This is a genomic window from Nesterenkonia aurantiaca, from assembly GCF_004364585.1.
GTDB lineage: Bacteria > Actinomycetota > Actinomycetes > Actinomycetales > Micrococcaceae > Nesterenkonia > Nesterenkonia aurantiaca.
Window position 1 is genome coordinate 33,779 of sequence record NZ_SOAN01000007.1, and the last position, 26,348, is coordinate 60,126.

Annotated in this window: 19 protein-coding genes; 7 read left to right on the plus strand and 12 right to left on the minus strand. The window is 67.6% G+C overall.

The genetic code is table 11. The features are described from left to right. Nucleotides 1-112: 112 nt before the first annotated feature. Nucleotides 113-2,401 carry a RelA/SpoT family protein gene (locus EV640_RS09590; RefSeq protein ID WP_243832297.1) on the plus strand — a complete coding sequence of 763 codons (2,289 nt, stop codon included), beginning with the start codon at nt 113-115 and terminating at the stop codon, nt 2,399-2,401. Nucleotides 2,402-2,431: 30 nt separating this feature from the next. On the opposite strand, the gene EV640_RS09595 is transcribed toward EV640_RS09590, so the two are convergent. From EV640_RS09595 to lipB, 7 genes are all read right to left on the minus strand, one after another. Continuing rightward, nucleotides 2,432-3,163 (minus strand): hypothetical protein, encoded by a 732-nt coding sequence (locus EV640_RS09595; protein WP_036475319.1) that lies wholly within the window; start codon nt 3,161-3,163, stop codon nt 2,432-2,434. Between the two features lie 163 nt (nt 3,164-3,326). Further along, nucleotides 3,327-3,878, minus strand: a complete 552-nt coding sequence (ruvX, locus tag EV640_RS09600) for a Holliday junction resolvase RuvX (protein ID WP_036475314.1) — start codon at nt 3,876-3,878, stop codon at nt 3,327-3,329. Next, on the minus strand, nt 3,871-6,570 hold the full coding sequence (gene alaS / locus EV640_RS09605) for an alanine--tRNA ligase (protein WP_036475304.1): 2,700 nt from the start codon (nt 6,568-6,570) through the stop codon (nt 3,871-3,873). Before alaS ends, ruvX begins: the two co-directional genes overlap by 8 nt. Before the next feature lie 183 nt (nt 6,571-6,753). After that, a complete protein-coding gene (gene rpsD / locus EV640_RS09610; protein ID WP_133726351.1) occupies nt 6,754-7,386 on the minus strand; it encodes a 30S ribosomal protein S4 in 633 nt (210 codons plus the stop codon). A gap of 309 nt (nt 7,387-7,695) precedes the next feature. Then, nucleotides 7,696-8,496 (minus strand): DUF4191 domain-containing protein, encoded by an 801-nt coding sequence (locus EV640_RS09615; protein ID WP_036475300.1) that lies wholly within the window; start codon nt 8,494-8,496, stop codon nt 7,696-7,698. A 23-nt stretch (nt 8,497-8,519) separates the two neighbouring features. Continuing rightward, nucleotides 8,520-9,527, minus strand: coding sequence for a lipoyl synthase (gene lipA, locus EV640_RS09620; protein ID WP_036475297.1), 1,008 nt, complete (start codon nt 9,525-9,527; stop codon nt 8,520-8,522). Then, nucleotides 9,524-10,261, minus strand: a complete 738-nt coding sequence (lipB, locus tag EV640_RS09625; protein WP_084479539.1) for a lipoyl(octanoyl) transferase LipB — start codon at nt 10,259-10,261, stop codon at nt 9,524-9,526. The genes lipA and lipB overlap by 4 nt, the downstream gene beginning before the upstream one ends. Nucleotides 10,262-10,363: 102 nt before the next feature. Here lipB and EV640_RS09630 point away from each other — a divergent pair, with 102 nt between their 5' ends. Continuing rightward, on the plus strand, nt 10,364-12,208 hold the full coding sequence (locus tag EV640_RS09630) for a serine/threonine-protein kinase (protein ID WP_166645906.1): 1,845 nt from the start codon (nt 10,364-10,366) through the stop codon (nt 12,206-12,208). 114 nt (nt 12,209-12,322) lie between these two features. Here EV640_RS09630 and sucB read toward each other — a convergent pair whose 3' ends face one another. From sucB to EV640_RS09645, 3 genes are all read right to left on the minus strand, one after another. Then, nucleotides 12,323-14,194 (minus strand): 2-oxoglutarate dehydrogenase, E2 component, dihydrolipoamide succinyltransferase, encoded by a 1,872-nt coding sequence (gene sucB, locus EV640_RS09635; protein ID WP_133726353.1) that lies wholly within the window; start codon nt 14,192-14,194, stop codon nt 12,323-12,325. A gap of 104 nt (nt 14,195-14,298) precedes the next feature. Beyond that, nucleotides 14,299-15,672 carry a dihydrolipoyl dehydrogenase gene (gene lpdA, locus EV640_RS09640; protein ID WP_036475292.1) on the minus strand — a complete coding sequence of 458 codons (1,374 nt, stop codon included), beginning with the start codon at nt 15,670-15,672 and terminating at the stop codon, nt 14,299-14,301. Between the two features lie 150 nt (nt 15,673-15,822). After that, entirely contained in the window at nt 15,823-17,412 is a 1,590-nt protein-coding gene (locus EV640_RS09645; protein ID WP_036475290.1) for a leucyl aminopeptidase, read from the minus strand. 197 nt (nt 17,413-17,609) lie between these two features. On the opposite strand from EV640_RS09645, the gene EV640_RS09650 reads away from it, so the two are divergent. The 3 genes from EV640_RS09650 to EV640_RS09660 all read left to right on the plus strand — a co-directional run bounded on the left by EV640_RS09650 (nt 17,610) and on the right by EV640_RS09660 (nt 21,968). Then, on the plus strand, nt 17,610-18,821 hold the full coding sequence (locus EV640_RS09650) for a PAC2 family protein (protein WP_235181016.1): 1,212 nt from the start codon (nt 17,610-17,612) through the stop codon (nt 18,819-18,821). Nucleotides 18,822-18,968: 147 nt separating this feature from the next. Beyond that, entirely contained in the window at nt 18,969-20,294 is a 1,326-nt protein-coding gene (locus tag EV640_RS09655; protein ID WP_036475288.1) for a DUF4192 family protein, read from the plus strand. Nucleotides 20,295-20,474: 180 nt separating this feature from the next. Then, nucleotides 20,475-21,968 (plus strand): RNA polymerase sigma factor, encoded by a 1,494-nt coding sequence (locus EV640_RS09660; protein ID WP_369797206.1) that lies wholly within the window; start codon nt 20,475-20,477, stop codon nt 21,966-21,968. Between the two features lie 130 nt (nt 21,969-22,098). Here EV640_RS09660 and EV640_RS09665 read toward each other — a convergent pair whose 3' ends face one another. Continuing rightward, nucleotides 22,099-22,314 carry a DUF7455 domain-containing protein gene (locus tag EV640_RS09665; RefSeq protein ID WP_036475283.1) on the minus strand — a complete coding sequence of 72 codons (216 nt, stop codon included), beginning with the start codon at nt 22,312-22,314 and terminating at the stop codon, nt 22,099-22,101. 230 nt (nt 22,315-22,544) lie between these two features. Here EV640_RS09665 and EV640_RS09670 point away from each other — a divergent pair, with 230 nt between their 5' ends. Next, nucleotides 22,545-24,626, plus strand: a complete 2,082-nt coding sequence (locus tag EV640_RS09670) for a DNA gyrase/topoisomerase IV subunit B (RefSeq protein ID WP_036475282.1) — start codon at nt 22,545-22,547, stop codon at nt 24,624-24,626. Nucleotides 24,627-24,872: 246 nt separating this feature from the next. After that, nucleotides 24,873-25,787, plus strand: coding sequence for a heme o synthase (locus EV640_RS09675; RefSeq protein WP_036475280.1), 915 nt, complete (start codon nt 24,873-24,875; stop codon nt 25,785-25,787). On the opposite strand, the gene EV640_RS09680 is transcribed toward EV640_RS09675, so the two are convergent. Continuing rightward, complete coding sequence (locus EV640_RS09680) at nt 25,762-26,181, minus strand: CBS domain-containing protein (RefSeq protein WP_036475277.1); 420 nt, start codon at nt 26,179-26,181, stop codon at nt 25,762-25,764. The two genes, EV640_RS09675 and EV640_RS09680, sit on opposite strands and share 26 nt — an antisense overlap. Nucleotides 26,182-26,348: the final 167 nt, after the last annotated feature.

Consider the following 26,348-nt stretch of genomic DNA (forward strand, 5'->3'; position numbering starts at 1 on the left):
TTCAGCATCCCGGCTCAGTCCTAGGGAAAGCAGGTCCGCACTGGTGAACGAGGAACGCCCAGCAGTCGAGGGCACCACGCAGCTCGCCGCAGCGAGCGCAGCCTCACCGCCCGTGGTCCGACGGGCTCGCGCCGTCGGGGTGGTCAGTGATGAGGCAGCCTCCTCGCCGCTGCTCGAGCCGCTGCTGCGCGCCATGCGGGCCAACGATTCGCAGCAGGACTTTCCCCTGGTGCAGCGCGCCTTCGAGGTGGCGAACCATCACCACCGGGACCAGAAGCGCAAGAGTGGGGATCCCTACATCACCCACCCGGTGGCAGTGGCCACCATCCTGGCTGAGCTGGGCCTGACCGGATCCACCCTCGCCGCCGCGCTGCTGCACGACACGGTCGAGGACACGAGCTACTCGCTGGAACAGCTCACCGAGGAGTTCGGCGCTGAGATCGCGCTGCTGGTAGACGGGGTAACCAAGCTGGACAAGCTCAAGTTCGGCGACGCCGCGCAGGCCGAGACCGTGCGCAAGATGGTCCTGGCCATGGCCAAGGACATCCGGGTGCTGATGATCAAGCTCGCCGACCGGCTGCACAACGCGCGCACCTGGCGCTATGTGGCCGCCGAGTCCAGTGCCCGCAAGGCCAAGGAGACCCTGGAGATCTTCTCCCCGCTGGCCCACCGGCTGGGGATGAACACGATCAAATGGGAGCTCGAGGACCTCTCCTTCGCTGCCCTCTACCCCAAGGTCTACGAGGAGATCGTCCGGCTGGTCGGGGACCGCACTCCGCAGCGCGAGAAGTTCCTCTCCGAGGTGCGCGAGACCATCGCCGATGACCTCAACGAGTCGGCCATCTCCGCGACCATCACGGGGCGGCCCAAGCACTACTACTCGATCTATCAGAAGATGATCGTGCGCGGCAAAGAGTTCGACGACATCCACGACCTGATGGGCGTCCGGGTGCTGGTGGACACCATCCGGGACTGCTACGCGGTCCTCGGCGCGCTGCATGCCCGCTGGAACCCGCTGCCCGGGCGGTTCAAGGACTACATCGCGATGCCGAAGTACAACATGTACCAGTCGCTGCACACCACGGTGCTCGGCCCGGCCGGCAAGCCCGTCGAGATCCAGATCCGCACCCATGAGATGCACCGACGCGCCGAGTACGGTGTGGCCGCGCACTGGAAGTACAAGCAGGACTTCTCCGCCTCCGCGCCGCACTCTGCGGTGAACCAGCCCTCCGGCGGATCCCTGGCCGGGACCGCGACCCAGCAGTCTCAGGCCACCGAGGACATCGGCTGGCTGCGCTCCCTGGTGGACTGGCAGTCCGAGACCAAGGACCCCGACGAGTTCCTGGATTCGCTGCGCTTCGAGATCAACGCCAAGGAAGTCTTCGTCTACACCCCCAAGGGTGAGGTCATGGCGCTGCCGGCGGGCTCCACCCCGGTGGACTTCGCCTATGCGATCCATACCGACGTCGGACACAAGACCATCGGGGCTCGGGTCAACGGGAAGCTGGTGCCGCTGAACTCCGAGCTTCAGCACGGGGACTGGGTGGAGATCTTCACCTCCAAGTCCGAGACCGCCGGGCCCAGCAACGACTGGCTGATGTTTGTCAAGAGCCCGCGGGCCCGGAACAAGATCCGGCACTGGTTCTCCAAGGAACGCCGCGAGGAGTCCATCGAGCGCGGCAAGGAGAGTCTCACCAAGGCCATCCGGAAGTCCGCGCTGCCGCTGCAGAAGGTGATGAATCCCGAGGTGCTCGACACCGTCGCCAAGCAGCTGCACTACACCGAGGTCGCCGGGCTCTACGCCGGGGTGGGGGAGGAGCACGTCTCCACCCAGAACGTCATCGACCACCTCACCGCGCTCTTCGAGCCCGAGGAGGAGTCCGAGGAACACGACACCACCCCGATCACCTCCCCAGGCACTCCGGCCAACCAGTACTCCGACGCCGGAGTGATCGTCAAGGGCGCCGGGAACGTGCTGGTGAAGCTGGCCCGCTGCTGCACCCCGGTGCCGCCGGATGAGATCGAAGGATTCGTCACGCGCGGCCAGGGGGTCTCGGTACACCGCGGAGACTGTCGCAACGTCCAGCAGCTGCGCGAGCAGCCCGGGCGTCTGGTGGAGGTCGAGTGGGCCCCCACGAAGTCCTCGGTGTTCCTGGTCGAGATCCAGGTTGAAGCGCTGGACCGCAAGTCGCTGCTCTCGGACGTGACGCGGGTCCTCGCCGAATCCCAGGTCAACATCCTCTCCGCGAGCGTGCAGACCTCTCGGGACCGGGTGGCGATCTCCCGGTTCTCCTTCGAGATGGGCGACCCCCGCTACCTGAACCACGTGCTGAATTCTGTGCGCCGGATCGACGGCGTCTACGACGTCTACCGCACGGTGGGCAAACGCCGGGAACATTGAGCCTGGCGCCGACGCCCGCGCCTAGAGCGTTCACCGGCCGAAGACCCGGGCCAGGAGCAGCGCCTCGAGCCGCTCCTGGCCTCGGCGCTGCGCGGTGTCTCGGCCTCCGCGCCGGGTCTCGATCGCCCGGAGCAGGGTGGCCAGCTGGATCTGTTCCGGGTTGGCGCGGCGCAGTCCGCGGATCAGCGCCCACCGTTCTGCGCATCCGGGACCGGCGGGCGCGCCAGCGACCCATGCCGAGTCCGTGCGCTGGGCTGATCCCGGTTGACCCGCCGGCTCCGCGCTGAGTGCGGTGGGCGGTGCATCCAGGGCACGGCGGCTCTGCACCGTGCCGATGCCCAGGAAGAGGTCCGCCGCGGTGCGCAGCGCAGTGGTGACCGGGACTCCTTGCAGCTGGAGCTGCTCGTGTGCTCCCAGCGGCACCTGATGGACCTGCCAGGGGATCGCACCTGCGGTCCGGCGCCGGTACACCCCGGCGGTGATCACGGTGATCCGCGCCGGGGCTGACCCGACGCCCAGGTGCACCCACGCGGCGGACTGCCCGCAGAGCACCGCGTGGGCGTGCAGCGAGCCACTGAGCAGCACCCGGCAGGCCTGGGCGCGCAGGGAGGGGGCGTCGGGCAGGGCGCTGCAGGCGTAGAGATCGCCCAAGAGCGGACGCACGGCGCCCTCGTGGACCATGACCTGGAGTTCTGCCGCGGAGAAGCCCGAGCCGGAGCGGTAGAGGCCCGGAGGTAGATCCGGCGCGGTATGGGGTGGCATACGTCCAGCCTGCCCGATCATCACCGCATCGCCAGGACCTCGGTCACGTCTGTGGAGGAGCCTGGTCCAGGACCCTGAGCGGCGCGAAGCTGTGGAGAAAGCCGTCATGCCGCCAGTTTTGCGCGCTCCACCTTCAGAGCCCCGTCGTGCCCGCGGCCCGTGCTCAGGCCGCGGAGACTGGCGCTCCCGGTTCCCGGCCCCAGGACTGCCGCAGGTCCAGGGCGTGGGTGAGGATCTCCACGGCCGCAGCCTGATCGATGCGAGTCCGCTGATCCTTCGATGCGACCCCGGAGGCGCGCATCTTGCTAGCGGCCGAGACTGTGGAGAGCCGCTCATCGATGAGGTAGACCTCGGTCTGCAGTTCAGCGGTCTTGATCATCCCGGCAAGCTGCCCCGCGTAGTCACGGGCCTTCTGCGTCGAGGGGGTCTCGCGGCCCGAGAGCGACAGCGGCAGACCCACATAGACCGCGCGGGCCTGCCGATCCCGGATGATGGTGATCAGCATGGTCAGATCAGAGGACCGATTGGGGTCTCGGCGCAGGGTCATCACCGGGGTGGCGATCAGCGCGTCGGGATCTGAGGCGGCGAGTCCGACGCGGGCCTCACCCACGTCGATGCCCAGGCGCACACCCGCCCGCACGCTCGGGCCCGGGGCGTCGCCGGTGGCGGAGGTGGCCGCTGTACCCGCAGTGGGCTCCTCGGGGTGATCAGCCACGCTGGCCCACTGCGGAGGTGACTTCCTGCAGGGCTGCGGGGATCTTCGAGGCATCCTGCCCGCCGCCCTGGGCGAGGTCGGCCTTGCCGCCGCCTCCGCCGCCGAGCACCGCGCAGGCGCGCTTGACCAGGTCTCCCGCTGAGACTCCCTGTTCCCGGGCCGTCTCGGTGGTCGCCACCACGATCACCGGTCGGCCCTTGGACTCACCGGCAACCGCGACCGCTGCCGCACGGGAGCCGAAGCGTCCGCGCAGGTCCAGTGCGAGGGCCCGGAGATCATCGGCGCCGGCCACGGTTCCGGCGTTGTGTGCCAGGACCTCGACGCCACCGGCGTCCACCGCCTGCGAGAGCAGCTCACCGGCCTTGGCGCGCAGCTGGGCGCTGCGCATCTTCTCCAGCTCACGCTCGACCTCCTTGAGCTTGGCCAGGGTCGCAGCGATGCGGTCTGGGACCTGATCGGCGGGGACCTTGAGCATCTCGGTGAGCTGGTTGACCAGGGTCCGCTCAGCGGCGAAGTGGTGGAAGGCGTCGAGGCCGACCAGGGCCTCGACGCGCCGGTTTCCTGACCCCACTGAGGCCTCAGACATCAGGGCCAGGGTGCCGATCTCGGCGGTGGCGTCCACGTGGGTGCCGCCGCAGAGTTCGCGGGACCAGGCCCCGTTGATCTCGACCATGCGGACCTCGTTGCCGTACTTCTCACCGAAGAGCATCATCGCGCCCTGCGCCTGCGCCTCTTCCAGCGAGGTCACCCGGGTCTGGACCTCGTAGTTGTCCCGGATCGCCAGGTTCACGGCGGCCTCGAGCTCCTGCCGGGCGGCGCTGCTCATCGCGGCCTCGGAGGTGAAGTCGAAGCGCAGGTAGCCCTCCTTGTTGAAGGAGCCGGCCTGCACGGCTTCCGGGCCCAGCACGTCGTGCAGCGCGGCGTGGATCAGGTGCGTGCCGGTGTGGGCCTTCTCGGCGTCGAGTCGGCGGCGCACATCGATGGCGCCCAGCGCCTCGGCGCCGGCGGGCACCTCGCCGGAGAGGACCCGGGCGCGATGGACCGAGAGGCCCTTGATCGGTGACTGCACGTCGAGGACCTCGAGTTCGAAGCCGTCGCCGCTGATCCGGCCGGTGTCCGGAGCCTGACCACCGGCCTCGGCGTAGAACGGGGTGGCGTCGAGGACCAGCTCGATGTCCTCCCCGGCCGAGGCGCTGCTGCGGGTCTCTCCGCCCACCAGCAGCCCGCGGATCCGAGATTCGGTGGTGTGTTCGGTGTAGCCGGTGAAATGGGTGGGGGAGTCGGCGCGCAGCTCCTGATACACCTGGGTGTCGGCGTGGCCGGACTTCTTGCCCTTGGCGTCGGCCCGGGCGCGTTCGCGCTGCTCGGTCATCAGGGCCCGGAACCGGGTCTCGTCGACCCCGACCCCGGCCTCGGCGGCCATCTCCAGGGTCAGGTCGATCGGGAAGCCGTAGGTGTCGTGCAGCGCGAACGCGTCGGCGCCGGTGACCGCAGCCCCCGCGCTCTGTGCCGAGCTCACTGCTGAGCGCAGCTTGGCGGTGCCGGCGGAGATGGTCCGCAGGAAGGCCTGCTCCTCCTTGACCGCGACCTGGTGGATCTTCTCGAAGCCGGACTCGACCTCTGGGTAGGTGCCCTTCATCGCGTCCTTGGACACGCTGACGAGTTCGCCGAACACCGGCTCCTCCACACCCATGAGTCGCATCGCGAGGATCACCCGGCGGATCAGGCGTCGCAGCACGAAGCCGCCGCCCTCATTGGAGGGGCGGACACCGTCGGAGATCAGCATCAACGAGCTGCGCACGTGATCGGCGATCATCCGCAGCCGCACATCATTGGCATGGTGCGAGTCGGCGGGATCCTCGGTGGAGGTGTACTCGATGCCGGCGAGCTCGGCGGCGCGGTCGAGCACCGGGCGGACCTGATCGGTCTCGTACATGTTCTCCACGCCCTGGAGCACCATGGCGAGGCGCTCGAGGCCCAGACCGGTGTCGATGCTCTTGTTCTGCAGCGGACCCGCCACCTCGAACTCGGTCTTGGAATGTACCGCAGAGAGCCGGTACTGCATGAAGACCAGGTTCCAGATCTCCACGTAGCGGGTCTCGTCGGCGGCCGGTCCGCCCTCAACGCCGTAGGCGGGACCGCGGTCGTAGTAGATCTCGGAGCAGGGACCGCCCGGGCCGGGCTGGCCGGTGTTCCAGTAGTTGTCCTCGGGGCCGAAGCGCTGGATCCGGGCCTCGGGAACTCCGACCTGATCGCGCCAGATCGCGTACGCCTCGTCGTCGTCCTGATACACGGTGATCCAGAGCCGCTCCGGGTCCAGCCCGTAGCCGCGCAGACCCGTGACCGGGTCGGCCTCCCGTGGGTGGGTCAGCAGCTCCCAGGCCATCGGGATGGCGGTCTCCTTGAAGTAGTCGCCGAAGGAGAAGTTTCCACACATCTGGAAGAAGGTGCCGTGGCGGGCGGTCTTGCCGACCTCTTCGATGTCGGCGGTGCGGATGCACTTCTGCACAGAGACCGCACGGGAGTAGGGGGGCTTCTCGGTGCCCATGAAGTAAGGGATGAACGGCACCATGCCGGCGATGGTGAACAGCACCGAGGGATCTGGCGAGATCAGTGATGCTGAGGGGACGCGCTCATGCCCCTTGGCGGCGAAGTAGTCGTACCACGTCCGGGCGATGTCCTCGGTCTTCATGGGCTTTCGGGTCCTCCTGCTGATGGTCGCTGCGAGTCGGCCGGGGAGGTCTCATATCTGCGACCTCTCCGGATCTGCGCCGGGACCAGCTTAGTGGAAACACAGAGCCCGCTGCGGCCTCCGGTGGGGAGGGCAGCGGGCTCTGTGGGTTTCAGAACGAAGTTCTGAGAGATCCTCTGGGGATCAGCGTGCGTAGAACTCGACCACGAGCTGCTCTTCGCAGGTGACCGGGACCTCTTCGCGCTTGGGCTTGCGGGACAGAGTCGCCTGAAGCTTCTCGATCTCGACGGTGAGGTAGCCGGGGACCGTGGGAAGCGCATCCTGGTGGGTGCCTGCGGCGGCCACCTGGAAGGGCTCGAAGACCTCGGAGCGCTCGTGCACGTGGATCATCTGACCGGGCTTCACGCGAAAGGACGGGCGGTCCACGCGCTTGCCGTTGACCATGATGTGGCGGTGGACCACGAACTGGCGGGCCTGGGCGATGGTGCGGGCGAAGCCCGAACGCAGAACCAGGGCGTCAAGCCGAGACTCGAGCAGCTCGACCAGGTTCTCACCGGTCAGGCCCTCGTGCATGCGCTTGGCCTCTTCGTAGTAGCGCAGCATCTGCGCTTCGCGGATGCCGTACTGGGCGCGGAGACGCTGCTTCTCCTTCAGACGCACCGCGTAGTCCGAGTCGGTGCGACGACGGGTCCGGCCGTGCTGGCCGGGGCCGTAGGGGCGGCGATCCAGGTACTTCTGGGCCTTGGGGGTCAGCGCGATGCCGAGGGCTCGCGATGCCTTCACAGTACGACGACTGCGCAATGGTGATGTGGGCATTGAATGCCTTCCTGTCTTGTCGGCGAATGATGTTTATTCCTGACCGCGACAAACGTTCAGGTACCTGGCCTCCGAGATCCGTGGTTCGGAGAGTGTGAGCCGCCGAAGGCTCACGGCACTGCGACTTCGCACCGGCACACGGGCGCACCACCAGAGTTGACCGGGGGGCGCCTGGGTGCAGGGGATCTTCGGTAGAGATGCGAAGCCTGCCAGACAGCACAACAGCCTAGCACCGGGGATGACAGAACCCCAATCATCGCGTGGATGATCGGGGTTCTGTCAGGCAGGTGGTTCGGCCGCGTGTCAGGATCAGCCGCGCAGCGCCTTGCGGTCGGGGCGGGTGCGATAGGGATCCACGCCCTTGGGGATCGGCGGCCGGGAGATCGGCAGCGCCGTGAGCCTGCGGTCCACCGCGTTGACCTCGTGCTTGGTGAGCTTCTTGTCGAGCTTCTTGATGGTCTTGGCCAGCTTCTGCAGCGGGACCTGCTGATCCCCGCGGCCGGACTGGATCACGTGGATCGGCACTCCGGTGTCGCGCAGGATCGGACTGAACCGCTTGCGGGTCTTCTCCACCAGCTTGTTCACCCGGCCGGCGGGTCCCTCGGTGACCAGCACCAGGCCCGGCTTGCCGAGCACCCGGAAGATCGCGTCCTGGGTCTTCGGGTCCATGGCCACCGGCTCCTCGGTGACGATCCAGCCGCGCTTGAGCGTGCTCAACGCCGCGGCGGCGGCCCCCGGGCGTCCTTCGATCCTGGAGAACGCGGCCTTCTCAGCCCGCCGGTTCATCACGATCATCGCGGCCAGCAGGCCGAAGGGCAGACCGATCAGCAGGCCGGTGACCCAGTTCATCAGCAGGGTGAAGAGCAGGAAGAACACGCCGAGGGTGGCGAAGAAGGCCAGCGCCATCCACCACCCGATGTTGGGATCATAGGAGCGGGTCATCGTGAAGACCTGCTTGATCCGCGAGAAGAAGCCTTCCTGCTTATTGGCCTTCTTGCGGGCCTTTCGGTCCCGCTGTTCGGCCTTCTGCTCGGCCTTGAGGTTCTTGAGCGCGGCCTTTGCCTCTGCCTTGGAGGAAGCCTTGGGAGGAGTGGAGTCTGCTGGTGCCATAGTGACCTCAGTCTACCGCAGGCTCAGTAACCCGCGGCGACCAGCGTGGAGGCCTCCTGCTTGGTCGCGCCGGAGGGTTCGATGTGTGCGAGTGCGGCAGGGATCTCCCAGCCCTTCTTCTGCATCGCTTTGGCCCACAGGGACCCGGCCCGGTAGGAGGAGCGGACCAGGGGCCCGGACATGACGCCCAGGAATCCGATCTCCTCGGCCTCCTGGGAGATGTCCAGGAACTCCTGGGGCTTGACCCAGCGGTCCACCGGAAGGTGGCGCGGGGTGGGCCGCAGGTACTGGGTGATCGTGAGCAGGTCACAGCCGGCGTCGTGGAGATCGCGCAGCGCCTCGGAGACCTCCTCGCGGGTCTCGCCCATCCCGAGGATCAGGTTGGACTTGGTGATCATGCCGTGGCTGCGTCCCTGGGTCAGCACGTCGAGGGAGCGTTCGTAGCGGAACGCCGGGCGGATCCGGCGGAAGATCCGCGGGACCGTCTCGACGTTGTGCGCGAACACCTCGGGTGCGGCCTCGCAGATTCCGGCGATGTTCTCCTCGCGCCCGGAGAAGTCCGGGATCAGGATCTCGACCCCGGTGCCGGGGTTGAGCTCATGGATCTTGCGGATGGTCTCGGCGTAGAGCCACACGCCCTCATCGGGGAGGTCATCGCGGGCCACACCGGTCACGGTCGCGTAGCGCAGCTGCATCTCTTGGACCGACTGGGCGACCTGCAGCGGCTCGGACTCGTCTACCGCGCCGGGGCGGCCGGTGTCGATCTCGCAGAAGTCACACCGTCGGGTGCAGGCGGAGCCGCCGATGAGGAAGGTGGCCTCGCGGTCCTCCCAGCATTCGAAGATGTTCGGGCATCCTGCCTCTTCGCAGACGGTGTGCAGGCCCTTCTCGCCGACCCGCTTCTTCATCTCGGTGAACTCGGTGCCGATCTTGACCTTGGTGCGCATCCACTCGGGCTTGCGCTCCACGGGGATCGAGGCGTTGCGTGCTTCGACGCGCAGCATGCGTCGGCCTTCAGGTGCCACATTCACTGTGGTGCTCCTTCTGTAGTTCGGGACATCACACAGGTGTCCTGGTCTGCGCCGAGGCCGGGGGATCCGGTCAGGACGGGCGCGTCGTCGTCGTGCAGCAGCGGCGGCAGTGCCTGGCGCAGCTCCTCGGTGACCCGGTCGGCCACCTGCTCGGGGGTGACTTCACGGCCCAGTTCGGCGCTGATGCTGGTGGTCTTCGCGTCGGTGATCCCGCAGGCGATGATGTTCTCGAAGGGTGTGAGGTCGTTGGAGCAGTTCAGGGCGAACCCGTGCATGGTGACCGAGCGGTGCACGCGCAGCCCGATGGCGGCGATCTTGCGGTCGGGGCCGTTCCCGGTGATCCAGACCCCGGAGCGCCCCGGCACCTGGGTGCCGGTGATGCCGAAGTCGGAGGCGAGGATCCGGATCAGGGTCTTTTCCAGCACGCAGACGTAGTCCTTGACCAGGGACCGGTCGCGCAGGTGCAGGATCGGGTAGCCCACGAGTTGACCGCGTCCGTGCCAGGTGAGCTTTCCGCCGCGATCCACCTCCACCACGGGGGTGCCGTCCTGGGGGAGATCAGCGGGCTCGGTCCGGCGCCCGGCGGTATAGACGTCGGCATGTTCGAGCAGCAGGACGGTGGAGGGCGCCGAACCCTGCTGCACCGCAGCGTGCAGCCGGCGCTGGACCTCGAGCGTCTCGGAGTAGTCGAGAAGCTGCGGATCGAATCCCAGCTTCGTGAAGGTGAGCTCCATGACACCAGCCTAGACCGAGTTGGTCCTGCGCAGAGAACTGCGGCCAGATGATGACCTGTGGATAACCCCTGGATCGGGCATCGAGCGACCAGAATGGAGGTCATGGACGGTGACATCACCGCAGGGGCCACCGGAGGCCAGGCAGCACCCATCCGGGGGGATCTGACTGTGGACAGCACGGACCGGGCGAGGCCGCTGGAGCGGGTCGTGCGGAGCTTCGACGCTGCGGGTCACCAGGGCTGCGAGCCCCCGGCGGCGTCCGGCATCACGGTGGAGCGGCTGCTGGGCGGTGGCAGCAGCGCACTGGTCTGGCTGGTGTGGTGGGATTCCCCCGCGGAACCGGACTGGCACCTCGTCGACGGCTGCCCGCCCGCGGCGTTCGCGCTGAAGGTTCCTCGCGCCCACCCCGCGGGCCGCCCACCGCTGCAGCACGTCATCGCGGAGCTTCAGGCGCTGGACATGCTGCGTCATGAGCACCTGGTCCGGGCCTACGGGGCGCTGGAGACCTCACAGGGCATCGGGCTGATGCTGGAGCCCTACAGCGCCGGATCTCTGGCCCAGCTGCTGCGCGGCGTGGGCCGGCTCGAGCTGGGTGAGGTGGTCACCGTGCTGACTCCCATCGCCACCGCGCTGGGAGCCCTGCATCAGGGCGGGGTCGCCCACGGGGACGTCTCGCCCGGCAACATCTTGCTGGCCGCCGACGGAAAACCTGCCCTGGGAGACCTCGCGGACGCTCCGATCCTCGGGACCCCGCGCTCAGACACCGGCACCCCTGGGTTCGCTGCCCCGGAACGGGAGTTGGAGGGGCGACTTCCTTTCGGTGCGGATTCGGCCACCCGAAGAGCCGCCCGCGCGGGACTGGCCCCGGAGGCTGACGTCTATTCCCTGGCGGCAGTCGCCTGGTTCGCACTGACCGGGTCGATGCCAGCCCGGGAGCGCCACCGGGCACCGCTGCAGAGTCTGCGCCCGGAGCTGCCGGTCTCCATCACACGGCTGCTGGAATCGGCGCTGCAGAGCGATCCCACACTGCGGCCCGACGCTCAGGACTTCGCCGTGGAGCTCTTTCGCTGCGCCGCTCCCAGGGCGTTGGATCTGACCCCTCATGTCCACGAGGAGGTGGTGCCGGAACTGCCGGCCCTGACCGGACCCGGCACGGGTGCCCGACGCTGGGTCCCTCGCCTCGGGGCGTTCGCCGTCGCTGCCCTGGCTGCCGTGGTGCTCGCAGGGCTCTGGTTCTCCTCCGAGATCCTGACCCCCGGCCCGACCACGCCGCTTTGGTCGGTCGCGCAGCAGACGGAGGTGGAGCAGACGGAGGTGGAGCAGACGGAGGTGAAGCAGGGCCGGGACCCCAGAGGTGCGCAGCCCAGCGGGGTGCCGACCGGATCCGGCGCCGACCCGTCCAGTGCGCCCAGCCCCGGGGCACCCAGCCCCGGAGTGCCCAGTTCTAGTACACCCAGCCCCGGGGAACAGCTGCGAGATCGGGATCGGGTGCGAGCGGTGCAGGGGCTCGCAGAGCTGCGGACGCAGGCGCTGCGCGAGGCCTCCCAGGAGACGGTCCGGCGCTATACGGTGCCCGAGAGCCCGGCCCGGGTGGCAGATGCCGCGCTCATCCAGCGACTCATCGATGGTGGCACGAGCTACCAGGGTGAGACTCTCAGGATCCGAGTCACCGATCCGGCCCAGGACGTGCCCTCGGCCAGGGAGCCAGACCCTGCGAGGACAGAGTCCGCGGAGCCCGGGGCCGGGTCGCCCACGATTGCTGAGCTGCGCGCCTCGGTGATCGCCGGCGGGCTGGCCGCTGGAGCGGCTGAATCCCAGGACGTGGTGCTGGTGATGCACCGTCGCGAGGGGGAGTGGCTGCTGTACAGCGTGCGGGAGCCTGGCGCCGTCGAGCCGGACTCAGACGCAGAGCCGGACTCAGACGCAGAGCAGGGCCCGTCCGAATGAACGGACGAGCCCTGCTCTGCGTGACGAGGCTGGAGACGATCGGGCCGGGCCAGCGCTGCCTCTCGGCTGGAATGCCGCTGAGGCCTGTGAGTCGCGCCGGCTGCCCTGCCGGGTCTAGAGGCCCAGCTGCGCCTCGAAGTTGCCCTCTTCCAGACGAGCCTTCAGCGTCTGCATGAAACGACCGGCGTCGGCGCCGTCGACCAGTCGGTGATCGTAGGTCAGCGAGAGGTACATCATGTGCCGGATGCCGATGGAGTCGTTGCCGTCACCGTCGGTCACCACCATCGGGCGCTTGACGATGGTTCCGGTGCCCAGGATCGCGACCTGCGGCTGGTTGATGATCGGAGTGTCGAACAGGGCCCCGACCGAGCCGAAGTTCGTGATCGTGAAGGTGCCTCCGGAGAGCTCTCCCGGACCGATCTTGGACTGGCGGGTCCGCTCGGCCACATCGGCGATCTTCTTCGAGAGCCCGGCGATGCTGAGATCTCCGGCGTCATTGATCACCGGCACCAGCAGGCCCTTTTCGGTGTCCACGGCCAGCGCGAGGTGCTCGCTGTCATGGTAGGTGATCTGCTGGTTGGCCTCGTCGTATTCGGCGTTGAGCTTGGGGTGCTGCTTCAGCGCCTCGGTGACGGCGGTGCCGATGAAGGGCAGGTAGGTGAGGTTCACCCCGTTCTGCTCCTTGAAGGAGGCCTTGGCCTTCGCGCGCAGGTTCACGATCCGGGTCATGTCGATCTCGTGGACCTGGGTCAGCTGCGCGGAGATGTCCAGCGACTCGTTCATCCGCTGGGCGATCACCTGGCGGATCCGTGGAGCCTTCTCGGTGGAGCCGCGCTTGGTCTTGTCCACCTCGACCTTTGGTGCGGACTTCGCGGCTGCGGGAGCCTCGGCGGGGGCCTCGGGCTGGGCCTGGGACTTGCTCGCCTCAGCGGCGTCGACCACGTCCTGCTTGCGGATGCGTCCACCGACCCCGGTGCCCTTGACCTCGGCCAGGTCCACGCCCTCGTTCTTGGCCAGACGGCGCACCAGCGGAGTCACGTAACCCTCGGCGGAGGAGTCCGAGGACTCGCTCTTGGGCTCGGCCTTGGACTCGGACTTCTGTTCGCTCTGAGCCGGGGCCTCCTGTTTGGTCCGCTCCTGGGGGGCGGGCTCCTGCTCCGGCTCCGACTGTTCTGGCTCGGACTGCTTCGGTGTGGACTCCTCGGTGGCCGGCTCGGTCGCCTGCTCCTCGGCTTCGGCGTCCTGCTCCTGCTCGGCGTCGGCGGAGTCGGAGGACCCACCCGAACCTGAAGCTGCGCCGGACCCGGATCCCACGAGGGCCAGGACCGCGCCGACCTCGATGGTCTCGTCCTCGGAGACCTTGATCTCCTGGATGGTGCCGGCCACGGGGGAGGGGACCTCGGTGTCGACCTTGTCGGTGGAGACCTCCAGCAGCGGCTGGTCGACCTCGACGGTGTCGCCGACCTCGACGAGCCACCGGGTCACGGTGCCCTCGGTGACGGATTCGCCCAGCGCCGGGAGGGTGACCTCCTGGGTCTCGCCGCCGCCCTCGGAGGGTGCGTCGGTGGACTCGTCGGAGGACTCGGGAGCGGACTCCTCGGAGGTGTTCTCCTCGGCAGCCTGCTCGGTGGCCTCGGGCTGCGCAGCCTCGGTGGCAGCATCCTCGACCTCTTCGGCCTCGTCGCTGGACTCCTCCGGCTCGGCCGGGGCAGACTCACCGGAGTCGCCCGAGGAGTCGGAGTCCCCGGAGCCGTCGCCGATCCGCACCAGCGGGGCCCCTACTTCAATGGTCTCGTCCTCGGCGACCAGGAGCTCCTCGATGGTGCCGGCGGCCGGGGAGGGAACCTCGGTGTCGACCTTGTCGGTGGAGACCTCCAGCAGCGGCTGGTCGACCTCGACGGTGTCACCGACCTCGACGAGCCAGCGGGTCACGGTGCCTTCGGTGACTGACTCACCTAGGGCTGGAAGGTTCACGGTTTCAGACATGGTGTCCGACTCCTACTCTCAAAGTTCGACGCAGCCTCACGGCTGGAACATTTATCTCAACGGGCGGTTCTGGAAAGTGGCCCCGGGAATCCGGGATATGCGGGTCAGCCGTGCAGCGGGTGGCCGAAGAGCGCCATCGCGGCCTCGCCCATGGCTTCGTTCTGCGTGGGGTGCGCGTGGAGCAGGGTCGCGACGTCCTCGGGGTAGGCCTCCCAGTTCACGATCAGCTGGGCCTCGCCCACCTGCTCGCCGATGCGGGTGCCGATGCCGTGGACTCCGACGATCGGGCCGCCCTTGACGCCGACCATCTTGATCAGGCCGCCGGTGCCCAGGATGGAGGACTTGCCGTTGCCCGCGAGGTTGTACTCGGTGATCTCGATCTGGTCCTTGCCGTACTTCTCCTCGGCGGCGGGCTGGGTGTAGCCCACGGACATGATCTCTGGCTCGCAGTAGGTGACCTTGGGAATGTTGATGTCCTCGACGACGACCGGATTGTTGCCCGCGATCTCCTCGGCGACGAAGATTCCCTGCTGGTAGCCGCGGTGGGCCAGCTGCAGACCTGGGACGATGTCGCCGATCGCGAAGATGTTGCCGACTCCGGTGTGCAGCCGCTCGTCGGTGATCACGAAGCCGCGGTCCAGGGTGATCCCGGCGTCTTCGAAGCCGAAGCCTTCTGTGACGGGTCCGCGGCCCACGGCGACCAGGCAGATCTCGGCCTCGAAGGTCTTGCCGTCTTCGAGGGTGACCTTGACGCCGTCTTCGGTCTCCTTGACCTCGTTGAAGAAGGTGCCGGTGTTGAAGGTGATCCCGCGCTTCTTGAAGGTGCGCTCAAGCTGCTTGATGATCGCAGGATCCTCGTTGGGCACCAGCGAGGGAAGACCCTCGATGATGCTGACCTCGGTGCCGAAGGAGGTCCATGCCGAAGCGAACTCGCAGCCGATCACGCCGCCGCCGAGCACGATGGCCGACTTCGGGGTGTAGTCCAGCTCGAGGGCTTCGGTGGAGGTGATGATCTTCTTGCTCAGCGGCAGCCCGAAGGTCTTCGAGGTCGAGCCGGTGGCCAGCACGATGTTCTTGCCGGTGTAGCGGGTGCCGTCGACCTCGATCTCGTTCTCCGAGACCAGCTTGCCCTCGCCGGAGATCACGGTGACCTTGCGCATCTTCAGCAGACCGGTCAGACCCTTGTACTTGCCGGCGACGATGCCGTCCTTGTACTCGCGGACCTTGGCCATGTCCACGCCTTCGAAGTTCATCTTCACGCCGTACTTCTCAGACGTCCGCGCCTCATCGGCGAGCTCGGCGGAGTGCAGGTACGCCTTGGTCGGGATGCAGCCCCAGTGCAGGCAGGTCCCGCCCAGCTTGTCCTTCTCGATGAGGCCCACGGTGAGTCCGTGCTGGACTGAGCGAAGCGCTGCGGCATAGCCGGCGCTGCCCCCTCCAAGGACGAGTACGTCGAATTCCTGAGGCTGGTCGGCCACGGTCGTTGCTCCCTTGCATTGGGTGAGACGTGAAGATCATGATTCGGTCTGAGTCGGCTCCCCGGCGGGCCGTGGGGCGCGTCGGGGAGCCGTTCCCAGGGTGTTTCCTGCGGTCAGCCTATCGCTTGTGCGCAGGCATCAGCCACTGGATCAGCGGCTCAGGCCCTCGAGGTAGCTGATCAAGGTGCGGACCATCACGCCGGTGCCCGATTTCGGGGTGTATCCGTAGGCGCCCTTCTCGTTGAACGCCGGACCGGCGATGTCCAGGTGCGCCCACGGGATGCGGGAGGTCTCGGGGTCCAGCGGGTCAGCCGCGGCGCCGGTGCGGTCTCCGACGAACTCGCGCAGGAAGGCCGCGGCGTTCATCATGCCGCCGAAGCGGTCGCCGAGGTTCGTGAGATCGGCGACCTCCGAGTCGAACCCGGAGCGACCCTCCTCGAGGATCGGCATCGGCCAGAGGCTCTCGCCAGCCGCCTTCGAGGCCATCACCAGGGCTTCACGCAGCTCCTCATTGCCCATCACGCCGGAGGTGCGCGTACCCAGGGCGATCATCTGCGCCCCGGTGAGCGTGGCCACGTCGATGATCGCGTCGGGCTGCTCGGCGGAGGCCGCGACGAGACCGTCGGCCAGGACCAGTCGACCCTCGGCGTCGGTGTTGAGCACCTCCACGGTCTTGCCGCCGTGGATGGTGATGACGTCCTCGGGACGCTGCGCGGTGTCGGAGGGCATGTTCTCGGCCAGGCACAGCCAGCCGGTGACCTTGACCGGCAGGTTGAGGTCCGCAACCGCCCGGACGACGGCGGCCACCGTAGCGGCGCCGCCCATGTCCAGCTTCATAGTGGTCATCGCGGCGGCAGGCTTCAGCGAGAGCCCGCCGGAGTCGAACGTGATGCCCTTGCCGACCAGCGCGATGTGCGCCACCGGCTTGGCGGGGGAGTGCTCCATGCGGACCAGCCGGGGCTTGCGGGAGGATCCGGCACCGACGCCGAGGATGCCGCCGAAGCCGTCGCGGGCCAGTTCCTTCTCGCCCCAGACCTTGATCTTGAGCTTGGCCGCCCGCGCGGTGCCGCCCTGCTGGGCCGGCGCCTTGGTGCGCTCACCGAGCGTGGAGACCACCTCGGCGAAGCTCTCGGGGTAGAGGTGGCTCGGGGGAGTGTTCACCAGGTCACGGGTGGCGCGCACCGCGGATCCGACGACGGCAGCCCGGTCGATCGCCGGTCGGGTCTGCTTCTCCTTGAGCGCGGTCAGCACCTGGATGTTGCTGACCGGGCTGGAGGTGCGGGCCTCCTCGGAGCTGCGGAAGTGGTTGAAGGAGTAGGCGCCGATCGCGGCCCCCTCTGCGATGGCTCCGACCTGTTCCACCGAGGCCGCAGGCAGCGCCAGCGCCACGGACCCGATGCTGCCGAGCTGACGCACCGCGGAGCCGGCGGCACGACGTAGCGCCTCCAGGCTGATTCCGCCGGTGACCTCACCCGTCAGCGGTCCCACACCGATGAGCACCAACGTCTCGGAGGCGAAGCCGTCCATCCCGGGCAGACGCAGCAGCTGATCCGCTGCTCCGGTGGCACCAAGGGCCTTCAGCGAGTCTGCGACGCCCTTGGCGGCGTCGTCGGCCAGCGGGTTGGGGAGCAGGATCGGACCCTGCGGCCCCTTGGCGACGCCGAGCACCAGAGCATCGGTGTCGGTCTTCTCAACGGAGGTGGAGACGGCGGAAAGGCTGGGCTGAAAATCGTGGATCACTGTGGTCCTGTCTGATTCCTGGGGTGTTGGAATCGGTTATGTCGTCGTGGTTCTTCCTGTGTTCGATCCTAACCAACTTCCAGGCGGGAATGCCCGCAGCTGGCATCCTGTTGTACTGACGACCCTAGGAGTCGGACCGGCGGCGTTTCATAGGCCGGGCCCCGCTCGAACCCCATACCGGAAAGAGGACCCCTCAGGTGAAGGACCCCCTGGATCTGCTGCATGTCCATCCCGCAGCCGATGGAGAAGAGGAGTCGGACTCCTCCATCAACCTCGGCGCCCAGGACGGGCATGAGTCCAGCGTGAGCGCCGAGGGCGGTGCTCTGGTGCTGCGCGAGGCTGCGCCGCCCGCCGATCGACTGAGCCTGCTGGTCTCCTGGTCCGGCCACACCGACGCCGGGAGCCTGAGCGAGCAGCTCTCGGAATCCCTGCTCGGCGCGCTGCCCCACCGGCGGCTCGCCAGCTTCGAGGTGGATGAACTCTTCGACTACCGGTCACGGCGACCACAGATCACCTTCACCGGCAACCGGTTCAGCAACTTCGAGGCGCCCTCGCTGGAGCTCTACGAGGTGCGCGACGCCCTCGGTCGGCCCTTCCTCTTCCTGACCGGCGACGAGCCCGACTATCAGTGGGACCGAGTGTCCCAGGCCGTGCTTGCGCTGGTGGAGCGGCTCGATGTGAAGCTCGTCGTGCTGGTGGACGCGCTGGGTCTGCCGACCCCGCACACCCGCCCGATCGGGGTGACGGCCCACGGCAACCGTCCCGATCTCATCGACGGCATCTCCACCTGGGGGCCCAGCGCGCAGATCGAGGCCGGACTGAGTCAGTTCCTGGAGCTGCGGGTCGCCGAGGCGGACCGGGACGTAGTGGGCTACACGCTGCATGTCCCGCACTACCTCGCAGGTGGGCGCTTCCCGCACGTGGCGGTGTCCGCCCTGGAATACGCCGGTGCGGCGCTTGAGCTGATGCTGCCCACCGATGAGCTGCGCGAGTCCTCGCGGATGGTGGAGCAGGACATCTCCCGGCAGGTGGCGCAGAACACCGAGATCCAGGGCATGGTGGACCGACTCGAGCGCAACTTCGACGAGTACGCCACCCCGCAGCAGCGGTCGCTGCTGGTCAAGGACGACGACGCCGTGCCCGACGCCGAGGAGCTGGGCGCGGCGGTGGAGGCCTATCTGCGCCACCACGATCCAGCCGCCGACGCCGAAGCAGCCCGTGCCGCCTCGATCGAGGGCCTGCTCGACGACGCGTCCACGGAGCTCGGGGCGCCATCCCCCGGAGGTGCCGGCCCGGTGGATCCCGGCCCGGAGGGCGACCATGTGGCACCGGAGAATCCCGGCTCAGCTTCGCGGGAAGACCCACAGGGCCCCGCGGTCGATCCGGAGAATCACGACCGCCCCCAGTAGCCGCCGCGCCGCACCGGAGCCCTCCCACGGCGCTGCTCAGGGCCGGGGGTTCTCCACAGCACCGCCGCTGTGGAGCCCGCCCGCGGAGATGTCCACAGTCAACCCCGGCAGCGCCCGGGCACCCGGGACTTCAAGCACGCTGGCTCCATGGACGCACACCCGCACGCACGGCATCCGCTTCCCGGCCCAGCCCAGAGCACCTATGCCTCGGACCCTCCTCCAGGACCGCTCGACATCGCGAACCCTGCAGACTGCCTCGCCCTGGTGCGGCACACCTTCGGGGGGCTGCCGCAGGAATCACTCATCGTCATAGGGCTGCTCGACGGCTGCACCGGCGGTCACATGCGGATCGACCTGCAGCCGGCGCTGCAGGAGCCGTTCACCTGCGCCCGGCTGATCGCGGACTGCCTGGCCGGGGAGGGGTCCTCCCCGGCACCCGAGGCGGCCATGTTGATGCTGATCGGTGACGAGGCTCCTTCGCAGACCCAGGACGAGGCCTGGCGATGCTGCCTGGAGGCGCTGCGGATCGTGCTCGAGGCCGAGTACTGCGTGCGAATCGTCCAGACCTGGTTCCTCGCCGCCGACCACGTCCGCGACCCGCTCTGCGCCGACCCAGCCTGCTGCGGGCTGCCGGGCCGTGGCATCGGCGAGCTCCGGATCCCCACCCTGGGAGGCCTCCCGAACGGGCTCCCCGGCCGCGAGCCTGCGCCGCTGGAGAAGGCAGCCGCCACATTTCTTCAGCGAGCCCCGGTCGCGGACACGAGGGTCGAGGCGCTCCTCGCCGACCTGCGCACGGGCAACGCCGCACATCCGCTGCCCGAGCCGCGGCAGCTGCGACATCGGCTCCAAGCCTGGGACCTCGCGCTGGCTCGGGCTGCCGCCGCACCGCAGCAGGGGCGCTGCATCGATGCCGAGGCCCCGCGCAGCGAGGATCAGACAGCCACTCCCGAGGAGCCCCTCGCTCAGGCTCAGAACCTCATCAAGCTCCTGGAGCAGCTCCACACCGGGTTCGAGCGGGATCTGCTGATTCCTCTGGCCACCTTGGGGCTTGATCACGCCATGGCCGGGCTGCGCCACCGGGAGGGCCACCTGGTGTCCCCACCTGAACGGGCGGAGGCGGCGATGCTGCAGCGCTATGCGGCGTCGTTCCTCGGCGAGACCCGGTCACGGCCCGACTGGCAACGAGTCGACGGGCTTGAAGCCGTGCTCAACGCTCTGGTGCCCTACGCCCGAGGCGTCGAACGCGAGCACCTTCTCTGCCTCATGGCGTGGATCGAATGGGCCAGAGGCCGAGGCACCGCCGCCGGATCCTTCATCGACCGCTGCTTGAGCGAGTTCCCGGACAACGAGCTCAGCCGGATCATCGAGCGGCTGATGCAGCTCAAAGGCGTGTGCCTCTGGGCCCGGACCAAGCAGCACAGCTGGTCCTGGACCAGGACCACCGGCAGGACCACCGGGCCGAGCCCCGACTAGCCCGGAAAATCTCTCAGATTGGGAATGCGGGCGGAACACGCTATGTTGTCAACCATTGAGACCCTGCAACCATCGTAGGATCCCACCCACCCGAGGGGCTGTTGACAGCTCCTCAGAGGAGTGCGGTTCCTATTATGGCCTTGACAGGGTCATAGGTGTGTTGACCGACAAGTTCATCGCATCTGCACCATATGTCTAAGTCGGAAGGTCACCGTGCCCACTACTGCGTCCAAGTCCACCGAAGAGAACGCGGCCGCTGCAGAGGCTGAGAAGAAGACGCCCGCCAAGAAGAGCACTGCAGCTCGCAGCACCGCCGCCAAGTCCACTGCGGCGAAAAAGAGCCCTGCCTCCTCAGCCGCGAAGTCGAGCGCCAAGGCGCCGGCCGCGAAGTCGAGCGCCGCCAAGTCCACCACCGCGAAGTCCACCGCGGCCAAGACCAGCGCCGCGAAGTCCGCTGCGGAGACGAAGAGCGCCGCCGCGTCCCCGGCCAAGGCTCCCGCCAAGAAGACCGGGGGCCGCAAGCGTGCCGCAGATCCGGTGGACGAGGTCCTGGCCGAGGCGGACGCCGAAGAGAAGGCAGCGCCCACCGCCGCCCTGGAGAAGGCCGTCGCGAAGGCCGTGGCCGACGGGGAAGACCCGGAAGCCATCACCGAGGCCTCGGTCAAGGCCAAGGAGGGTGAGGAGGAGGAATCCAAGGGTCGCGGCTTCGTCATTTCCAACGCCGATGAGGACGACGCCCCCGCGATTCAGGTGGTCTCCGCCGGTGCCACCGCAGACCCGGTCAAGGACTACCTCAAGCAGATCGGCAAGGTCGCCCTCCTGAACGCCGAGCAGGAGGTGGACCTCGCGCTGCGCATCGAGGCCGGACTCTTCGCCGAGCACAAGCTGAACAAGCAGAAGATCACCGACCGTCGGCTCCGGCGCGATCTCGAACTCGTGGTCGCCGATGGCAAGCGCGCCAAGAACCACCTGCTGGAAGCGAACCTCCGTCTGGTGGTCTCGTTGGCCAAGCGGTACACCGGCCGCGGCATGCTCTTCCTGGACCTGATCCAGGAAGGCAACCTCGGACTGATCCGCGCGGTCGAGAAGTTCGACTACACCAAGGGCTTCAAGTTCTCGACCTACGCCACCTGGTGGATCCGCCAGGCGATCACCCGCGCCATGGCGGACCAGGCACGCACCATCCGCATCCCGGTGCACATGGTGGAGGTCATCAACAAGCTTGCCCGGGTCCAGCGGCAGATGCTCCAGGATCTGGGCCGCGAGCCCACTCCGGAGGAGCTGGCACAGGAACTCGACATGACCCCGGAGAAGGTCGTCGAAGTCCAGAAGTACGGCCGCGAGCCGATCTCGCTGCATACCCCGCTGGGTGAGGACGGTGACTCCGAGTTCGGCGACCTCATCGAAGACTCCGAAGCCGTGGTGCCCTCCGACGCAGTGAGCTTCACCCTGCTCCAGGAACAGCTCCACTCGGTCCTGGACACGCTCGCCGAGCGCGAAGCCGGCGTGGTCGCGATGCGCTTCGGCCTCACCGACGGGCAGCCGAAGACCCTCGATGAGATCGGCAAGGTCTACGGCGTCACGCGCGAGCGGATCCGGCAGATAGAGTCCAAGACCATGTCAAAGCTGCGCCACCCGAGCCGCTCGCAGGTCCTGCGCGACTACCTCGACTGAGTATCAGCTCCGCTGGCGCTCAGCTCCACTGGAGCTGAGCCCGGCGAGTTCCCGCGGAACCTCAGCGGAGACAGAAGAAGGGTGCGGACCGGATTTCTCCGGTCCGCACCCTTCTTCGTCTGGTGCTGCGCTACTTCGCGGTCGCGAGGCGATCCGACTCGTCGATCCACTCGACGGTCTTGGGGCGCAGCGAGTTCTCGACCTGCCGGCCGTGGTGATTGCAGAAGAGCAGAACACCGGATGTGAGCGCTGCTCGCACATACGCCTGCGCTCCACAGCGGTCGCAACGGTCAAGGGCAGTCAAGGTAGTGGGCTGGTTTTCCACGGTGCCAGTTGTGCCGGTCATGCTCTTCGCCTCCTCAGGTCAATGCTCCAGAGGTCCTGCAGCCGGGAAGGCCTGACTCAGGATCTCTTGGTGTTCCATAGAACCACGGACTCGGCCGTTTCATTCGCAGCGGCAGCCATAAACCGCCGTGCTTTCGCTGTGCGCGTACCGACTGCGGCGCTTCTGCGGAGCCCACGGTCCGCCTCGCACTACGATGGCAATGATTCCCCACCACCACAGGAGGACACTGCGTGGCCAAGCGCTCGGAGTATGACGCCCGGCATCTGTCGGTGCTCGAAGGTCTCGAAGCTGTTCGCAAGCGTCCCGGAATGTACATCGGTTCCACGGACTCTCGCGGGCTCATGCACTGCCTCTGGGAGATCATCGACAACTCCGTGGACGAGGCACTGGCCGGCCACGCCTCCACCATCACCATCACCCTGCACCGGGATGATTCCGTAGAGGTCAGCGACGACGGACGCGGGATCCCGGTGGACATCGAGCCCCGCACCGGACTCTCCGGCCTGGAAGTGGTCTTCACCAAGCTTCACGCCGGCGGGAAGTTCGGCGGCGGCTCCTATAACGCCGTGGGAGGGCTCCACGGCGTGGGCGCCTCAGTGGTCAACGCGCTCTCGGCCCGACTCGACGCCCAGGTCACCCGGGGCGGGAAGGTCCATCAGCTCTCCTTCCGCCGCGGCGAACCCGGCGTCTTCTCCGGCTCCCGGCCCGACCCCGATGCGACGTTCACTCCGGCCCTGGACGGCTCGCCGCTCGACATCATCGGCAAGGCGAAGCGGGGGGTCACCGGAACGACGATCCGCTACTGGTCTGATCGACAGATCTTCACCTCCGACGCCGGTTTCAACGACATCGAGATCGCCAACCGTGCCCGACAGACCGCGTTCCTGGTCCCGGGGCTGCGCATCACCGTGCGCGACGAGCGCGGCCCGGAGCCCCTGGAGGAGGTCTTCCAGTACGACGGCGGCATCAGCGAGTTCGCCGAGCACCTTTCTGCGGACACCTCGGTCACCGATATCTGGCGCATCCAGGGCCACGGGAAGTTCACCGAACGCATCCCGGTGCTCGCGGCAGACGGACGCAGCCACATGGAGGACGTGGAGCGCGACTGCGAGGTGGACATCGCGCTGCGCTGGGGGATCGGCTACGAGACCACCGTGCGCAGCTTCGTGAACATCATCGCCACGCCCAAGGGCGGCACCCACCTGACCGGCTTCGAACAGGCCCTGCTGAAGTCCCTGCGCAAGACTGTGGAGTCCAACGCGCGCAAGCTCAAGGCGGGAAGCGACAAGCTTGAAAAGGATGACGTGCTGGCCGGACTCACCGCAGTGGTCACCGTGCGCATCGCCGAGCCCCAGTTCGAGGGGCAGACCAAGGAGATCCTGGGCACACCCGCGGCCCGCCAGATCGTCTCCAAAGTGGTCAGCAAGGAGCTCGAGACCCGGCTGAGCTCCACCAAGCGGGGGGACAAGCAGCAAGCGACCGCGGTGCTGGAGAAGGTCGTCGCAGAAATGAAGTCACGCATCTCCGCCCGGATGCACAAGGAGACCCAGCGGCGCAAGAACGCGCTGGAGACCTCCTCCATGCCGGCCAAGCTGGTGGAGTGCCGCTCGAAGGGCGTGGCCGAGACCGAGTTGTTCATCGTCGAGGGCGACTCCGCGCTGGGCACCGCGAAGCTCGCCCGCTCTTCGGACTTCCAGGCGCTGCTGCCGATCCGCGGAAAGATCCTCAACGTCCAGAAGGCCTCGGTTGCGGACATGCTCTCCAACACCGAGTGTGCCGCTCTGCTGCAGGTCATCGGTGCCGGCTCCGGTCGATCCTTCGACCTCGACGCCGCCCGCTACGGCAAGGTGGTGCTGATGACCGATGCCGACGTCGACGGCGCCCACATCCGCACCCTGCTGCTGACCCTGTTCTTCCGCTACATGCGCCCACTGATCGAGGCTGGCCGCGTCTTCGCCGCCGTGCCTCCGCTGCACCGGGTGGAGATCATCCACCTGGGCCGCAGGGCGAACGAGGTCAAGTACACCTACTCCGAGGGGGAGCTGAATCAGCTCCTGGCCCAGCTGGAGCAGGACGGGTTGAACTATAAGGAGCCGATACAGCGATACAAGGGTCTGGGCGAGATGGATGCCGATCAGCTCTCCGAGACGACCATGGACCCGCAGCACCGGGCGCTGCGCCGGATCAGGGTGCAGGACGCCGAAGCCGCCGAACGGGTCTTCGACCTCCTCATGGGTTCGGTGGTCGCGCCCCGCAAGGAGTTCATCATCGAGGGATCCCAGGCGCTGGACCGCGACCGGATCGACGCCTGAGCCGACGCGGGACTACCAAGACCGGCCGACCCAGGCGCGCGCCGATCGACACCGCGCCATTTCTACGAGCTGTAGAAACAATTCGGCGCACAGGCCGGTCGGCTCTGCCGAGGCCATGCGCGACCGGTACACTGAACGACGACGACGAGTGCACCTCGACCCCCTGTGAGCTGAGACGTGACCCAACAGACTTCTGTCGCCCCGACCGGCGATTCCGCATCCCGAGCAGCTTCCGCTGCCCCCGGTGTGGAGGCCGCGACGCCTCGATGGCGACGCAAGATGGCCGCATACTGGTCTCTGACCAAGCCGCGCGTCATCGAGCTGCTCCTGGTCACCACGTTGCCCACCATGTTCTTCGCGCAGCGGGGTGTGCCCGACTTCTGGCTGGCACTGGCCACGCTGGTCGGTGGGGCCATGGCCGCTGGTTCCGCGGGGGCCTTCAACTGCTATATCGATCGCGATATGGACAAGCTGATGAACCGGACCAAGAAGCGTCCGCTGGTCACTGGGGAGCTCAGTCCCCGTGAGGCGCTGATCTTCGCCTCGGTGCTGGGTGCCGCCGCCATCGCGGTCCTCTGGTTCGGAACCAACCCGCTGGCCGCAGGTCTCGGCGCGGCCGCCATCTTCTTCTACGTTGTGGTCTACACGATCATCCTCAAACGCCGCACCGAGCAGAACATCATCTGGGGCGGCATCGCGGGGTGCTTCCCGGTGGTGATCGCCTGGGCCGCGGTGCGCGAGACGCTGGAATGGCCCGCGGTGGTGCTGTTCGTGATCATCTTCCTATGGACCCCGCCGCACTACTGGCCGTTGTCGATGAAGTACCGGACCGACTACCAGACGGCGCACGTGCCGATGCTCGGCGCCGTCGCCACGGCGCGCACCGTGTCAGTCCAGGTGGTGCTCTACGCCTGGGCCACCGTGATGTGCTCGTTGCTGTTGATCCCCATGGGATGGGCCGGCATCACCTACACGGCGTTCGCCCTGGCCTCGGGCGCATGGTTCATCTACGAGGCCCATGCGCTGCACCGGCAGGCGGAGGACGGCACCCTCACGGACAAGAAGGCCATGAAGGTCTTCCATCTCTCGATCCTCTACCTCACCCTGCTGTTCATCGGGCTCTGGATCGATCCGTTCATCGGGACTCCCCTGATGGGCTGATGCTCGCAGCTCCGGAGGACTCCTGGTCCCGACGCCAGGCGCTGATGCTCCCGGGCAGCAGGATGCCTGCGGCTTGGTCCTGATCCAGGACCAGCAACGGTCGGGTGGTGTCCAATACCGGGCTGACCAGCAGCTCACGGATCGGGGTGCTGCGCTGCAGTGCCTGATCGCTCGTCCGGACCAGAGCTGCGCAGCGGCGCTTGGACCAGCCCTTTGGCTGCCGCTGCCGCAAGGACTCGATGTCCGCGCGGGTGATGAGCCCGATGGCTCGGTACGAAAGGTTCAACACCACCACCGGGTCGGACTCTTCGAGAACCTGCGCCGCATCGGCCAGAGACCTTGTGCCGAGAATGGTGGCACCCAGGGGTGCCATGATGTCTTCGATGGCGGTCATGCCCACAGTCCTCTCGGGGTTGTGGCGTGCCCTGTCTGACCCCGACGCGACCGGCGTGTGGAGAGCGTTCGATGCGGAAGCCGCGAAGTCTTGCGGCGCGCCTAGCAGTGGGCGGATCATATCTGCTCCTATGAGTGATGAGCTGAGCCCACTGCTGAACTCGTTTC

What these genes read in the sequence shown, in the direction of transcription:
- EV640_RS09595 (WP_036475319.1), bottom strand. Translation starts at nt 3,163, where the DNA reads ATGCCACCCCATACCGCGCCGGATCTACCTCCGGGCCTCTACCGCTCC.
- alaS (WP_036475304.1), bottom strand. Translation starts at nt 6,570, where the DNA reads ATGAAGACCGAGGACATCGCCCGGACGTGGTACGACTACTTCGCCGCC.
- rpsD (WP_133726351.1), bottom strand. Translation starts at nt 7,386, where the DNA reads ATGCCCACATCACCATTGCGCAGTCGTCGTACTGTGAAGGCATCGCGA.
- EV640_RS09615 (WP_036475300.1), bottom strand. Translation starts at nt 8,496, where the DNA reads ATGGCACCAGCAGACTCCACTCCTCCCAAGGCTTCCTCCAAGGCAGAG.
- lipB (WP_084479539.1), bottom strand. Translation starts at nt 10,261, where the DNA reads ATGGAGCTCACCTTCACGAAGCTGGGATTCGATCCGCAGCTTCTCGAC.
- EV640_RS09630 (WP_166645906.1), top strand. Translation starts at nt 10,364, where the DNA reads ATGGACGGTGACATCACCGCAGGGGCCACCGGAGGCCAGGCAGCACCC.
- sucB (WP_133726353.1), bottom strand. Translation starts at nt 14,194, where the DNA reads ATGTCTGAAACCGTGAACCTTCCAGCCCTAGGTGAGTCAGTCACCGAA.
- EV640_RS09655 (WP_036475288.1), top strand. Translation starts at nt 18,969, where the DNA reads ATGGACGCACACCCGCACGCACGGCATCCGCTTCCCGGCCCAGCCCAG.
- EV640_RS09665 (WP_036475283.1), bottom strand. Translation starts at nt 22,314, where the DNA reads ATGACCGGCACAACTGGCACCGTGGAAAACCAGCCCACTACCTTGACT.
- EV640_RS09680 (WP_036475277.1), bottom strand. Translation starts at nt 26,181, where the DNA reads ATGACCGCCATCGAAGACATCATGGCACCCCTGGGTGCCACCATTCTC.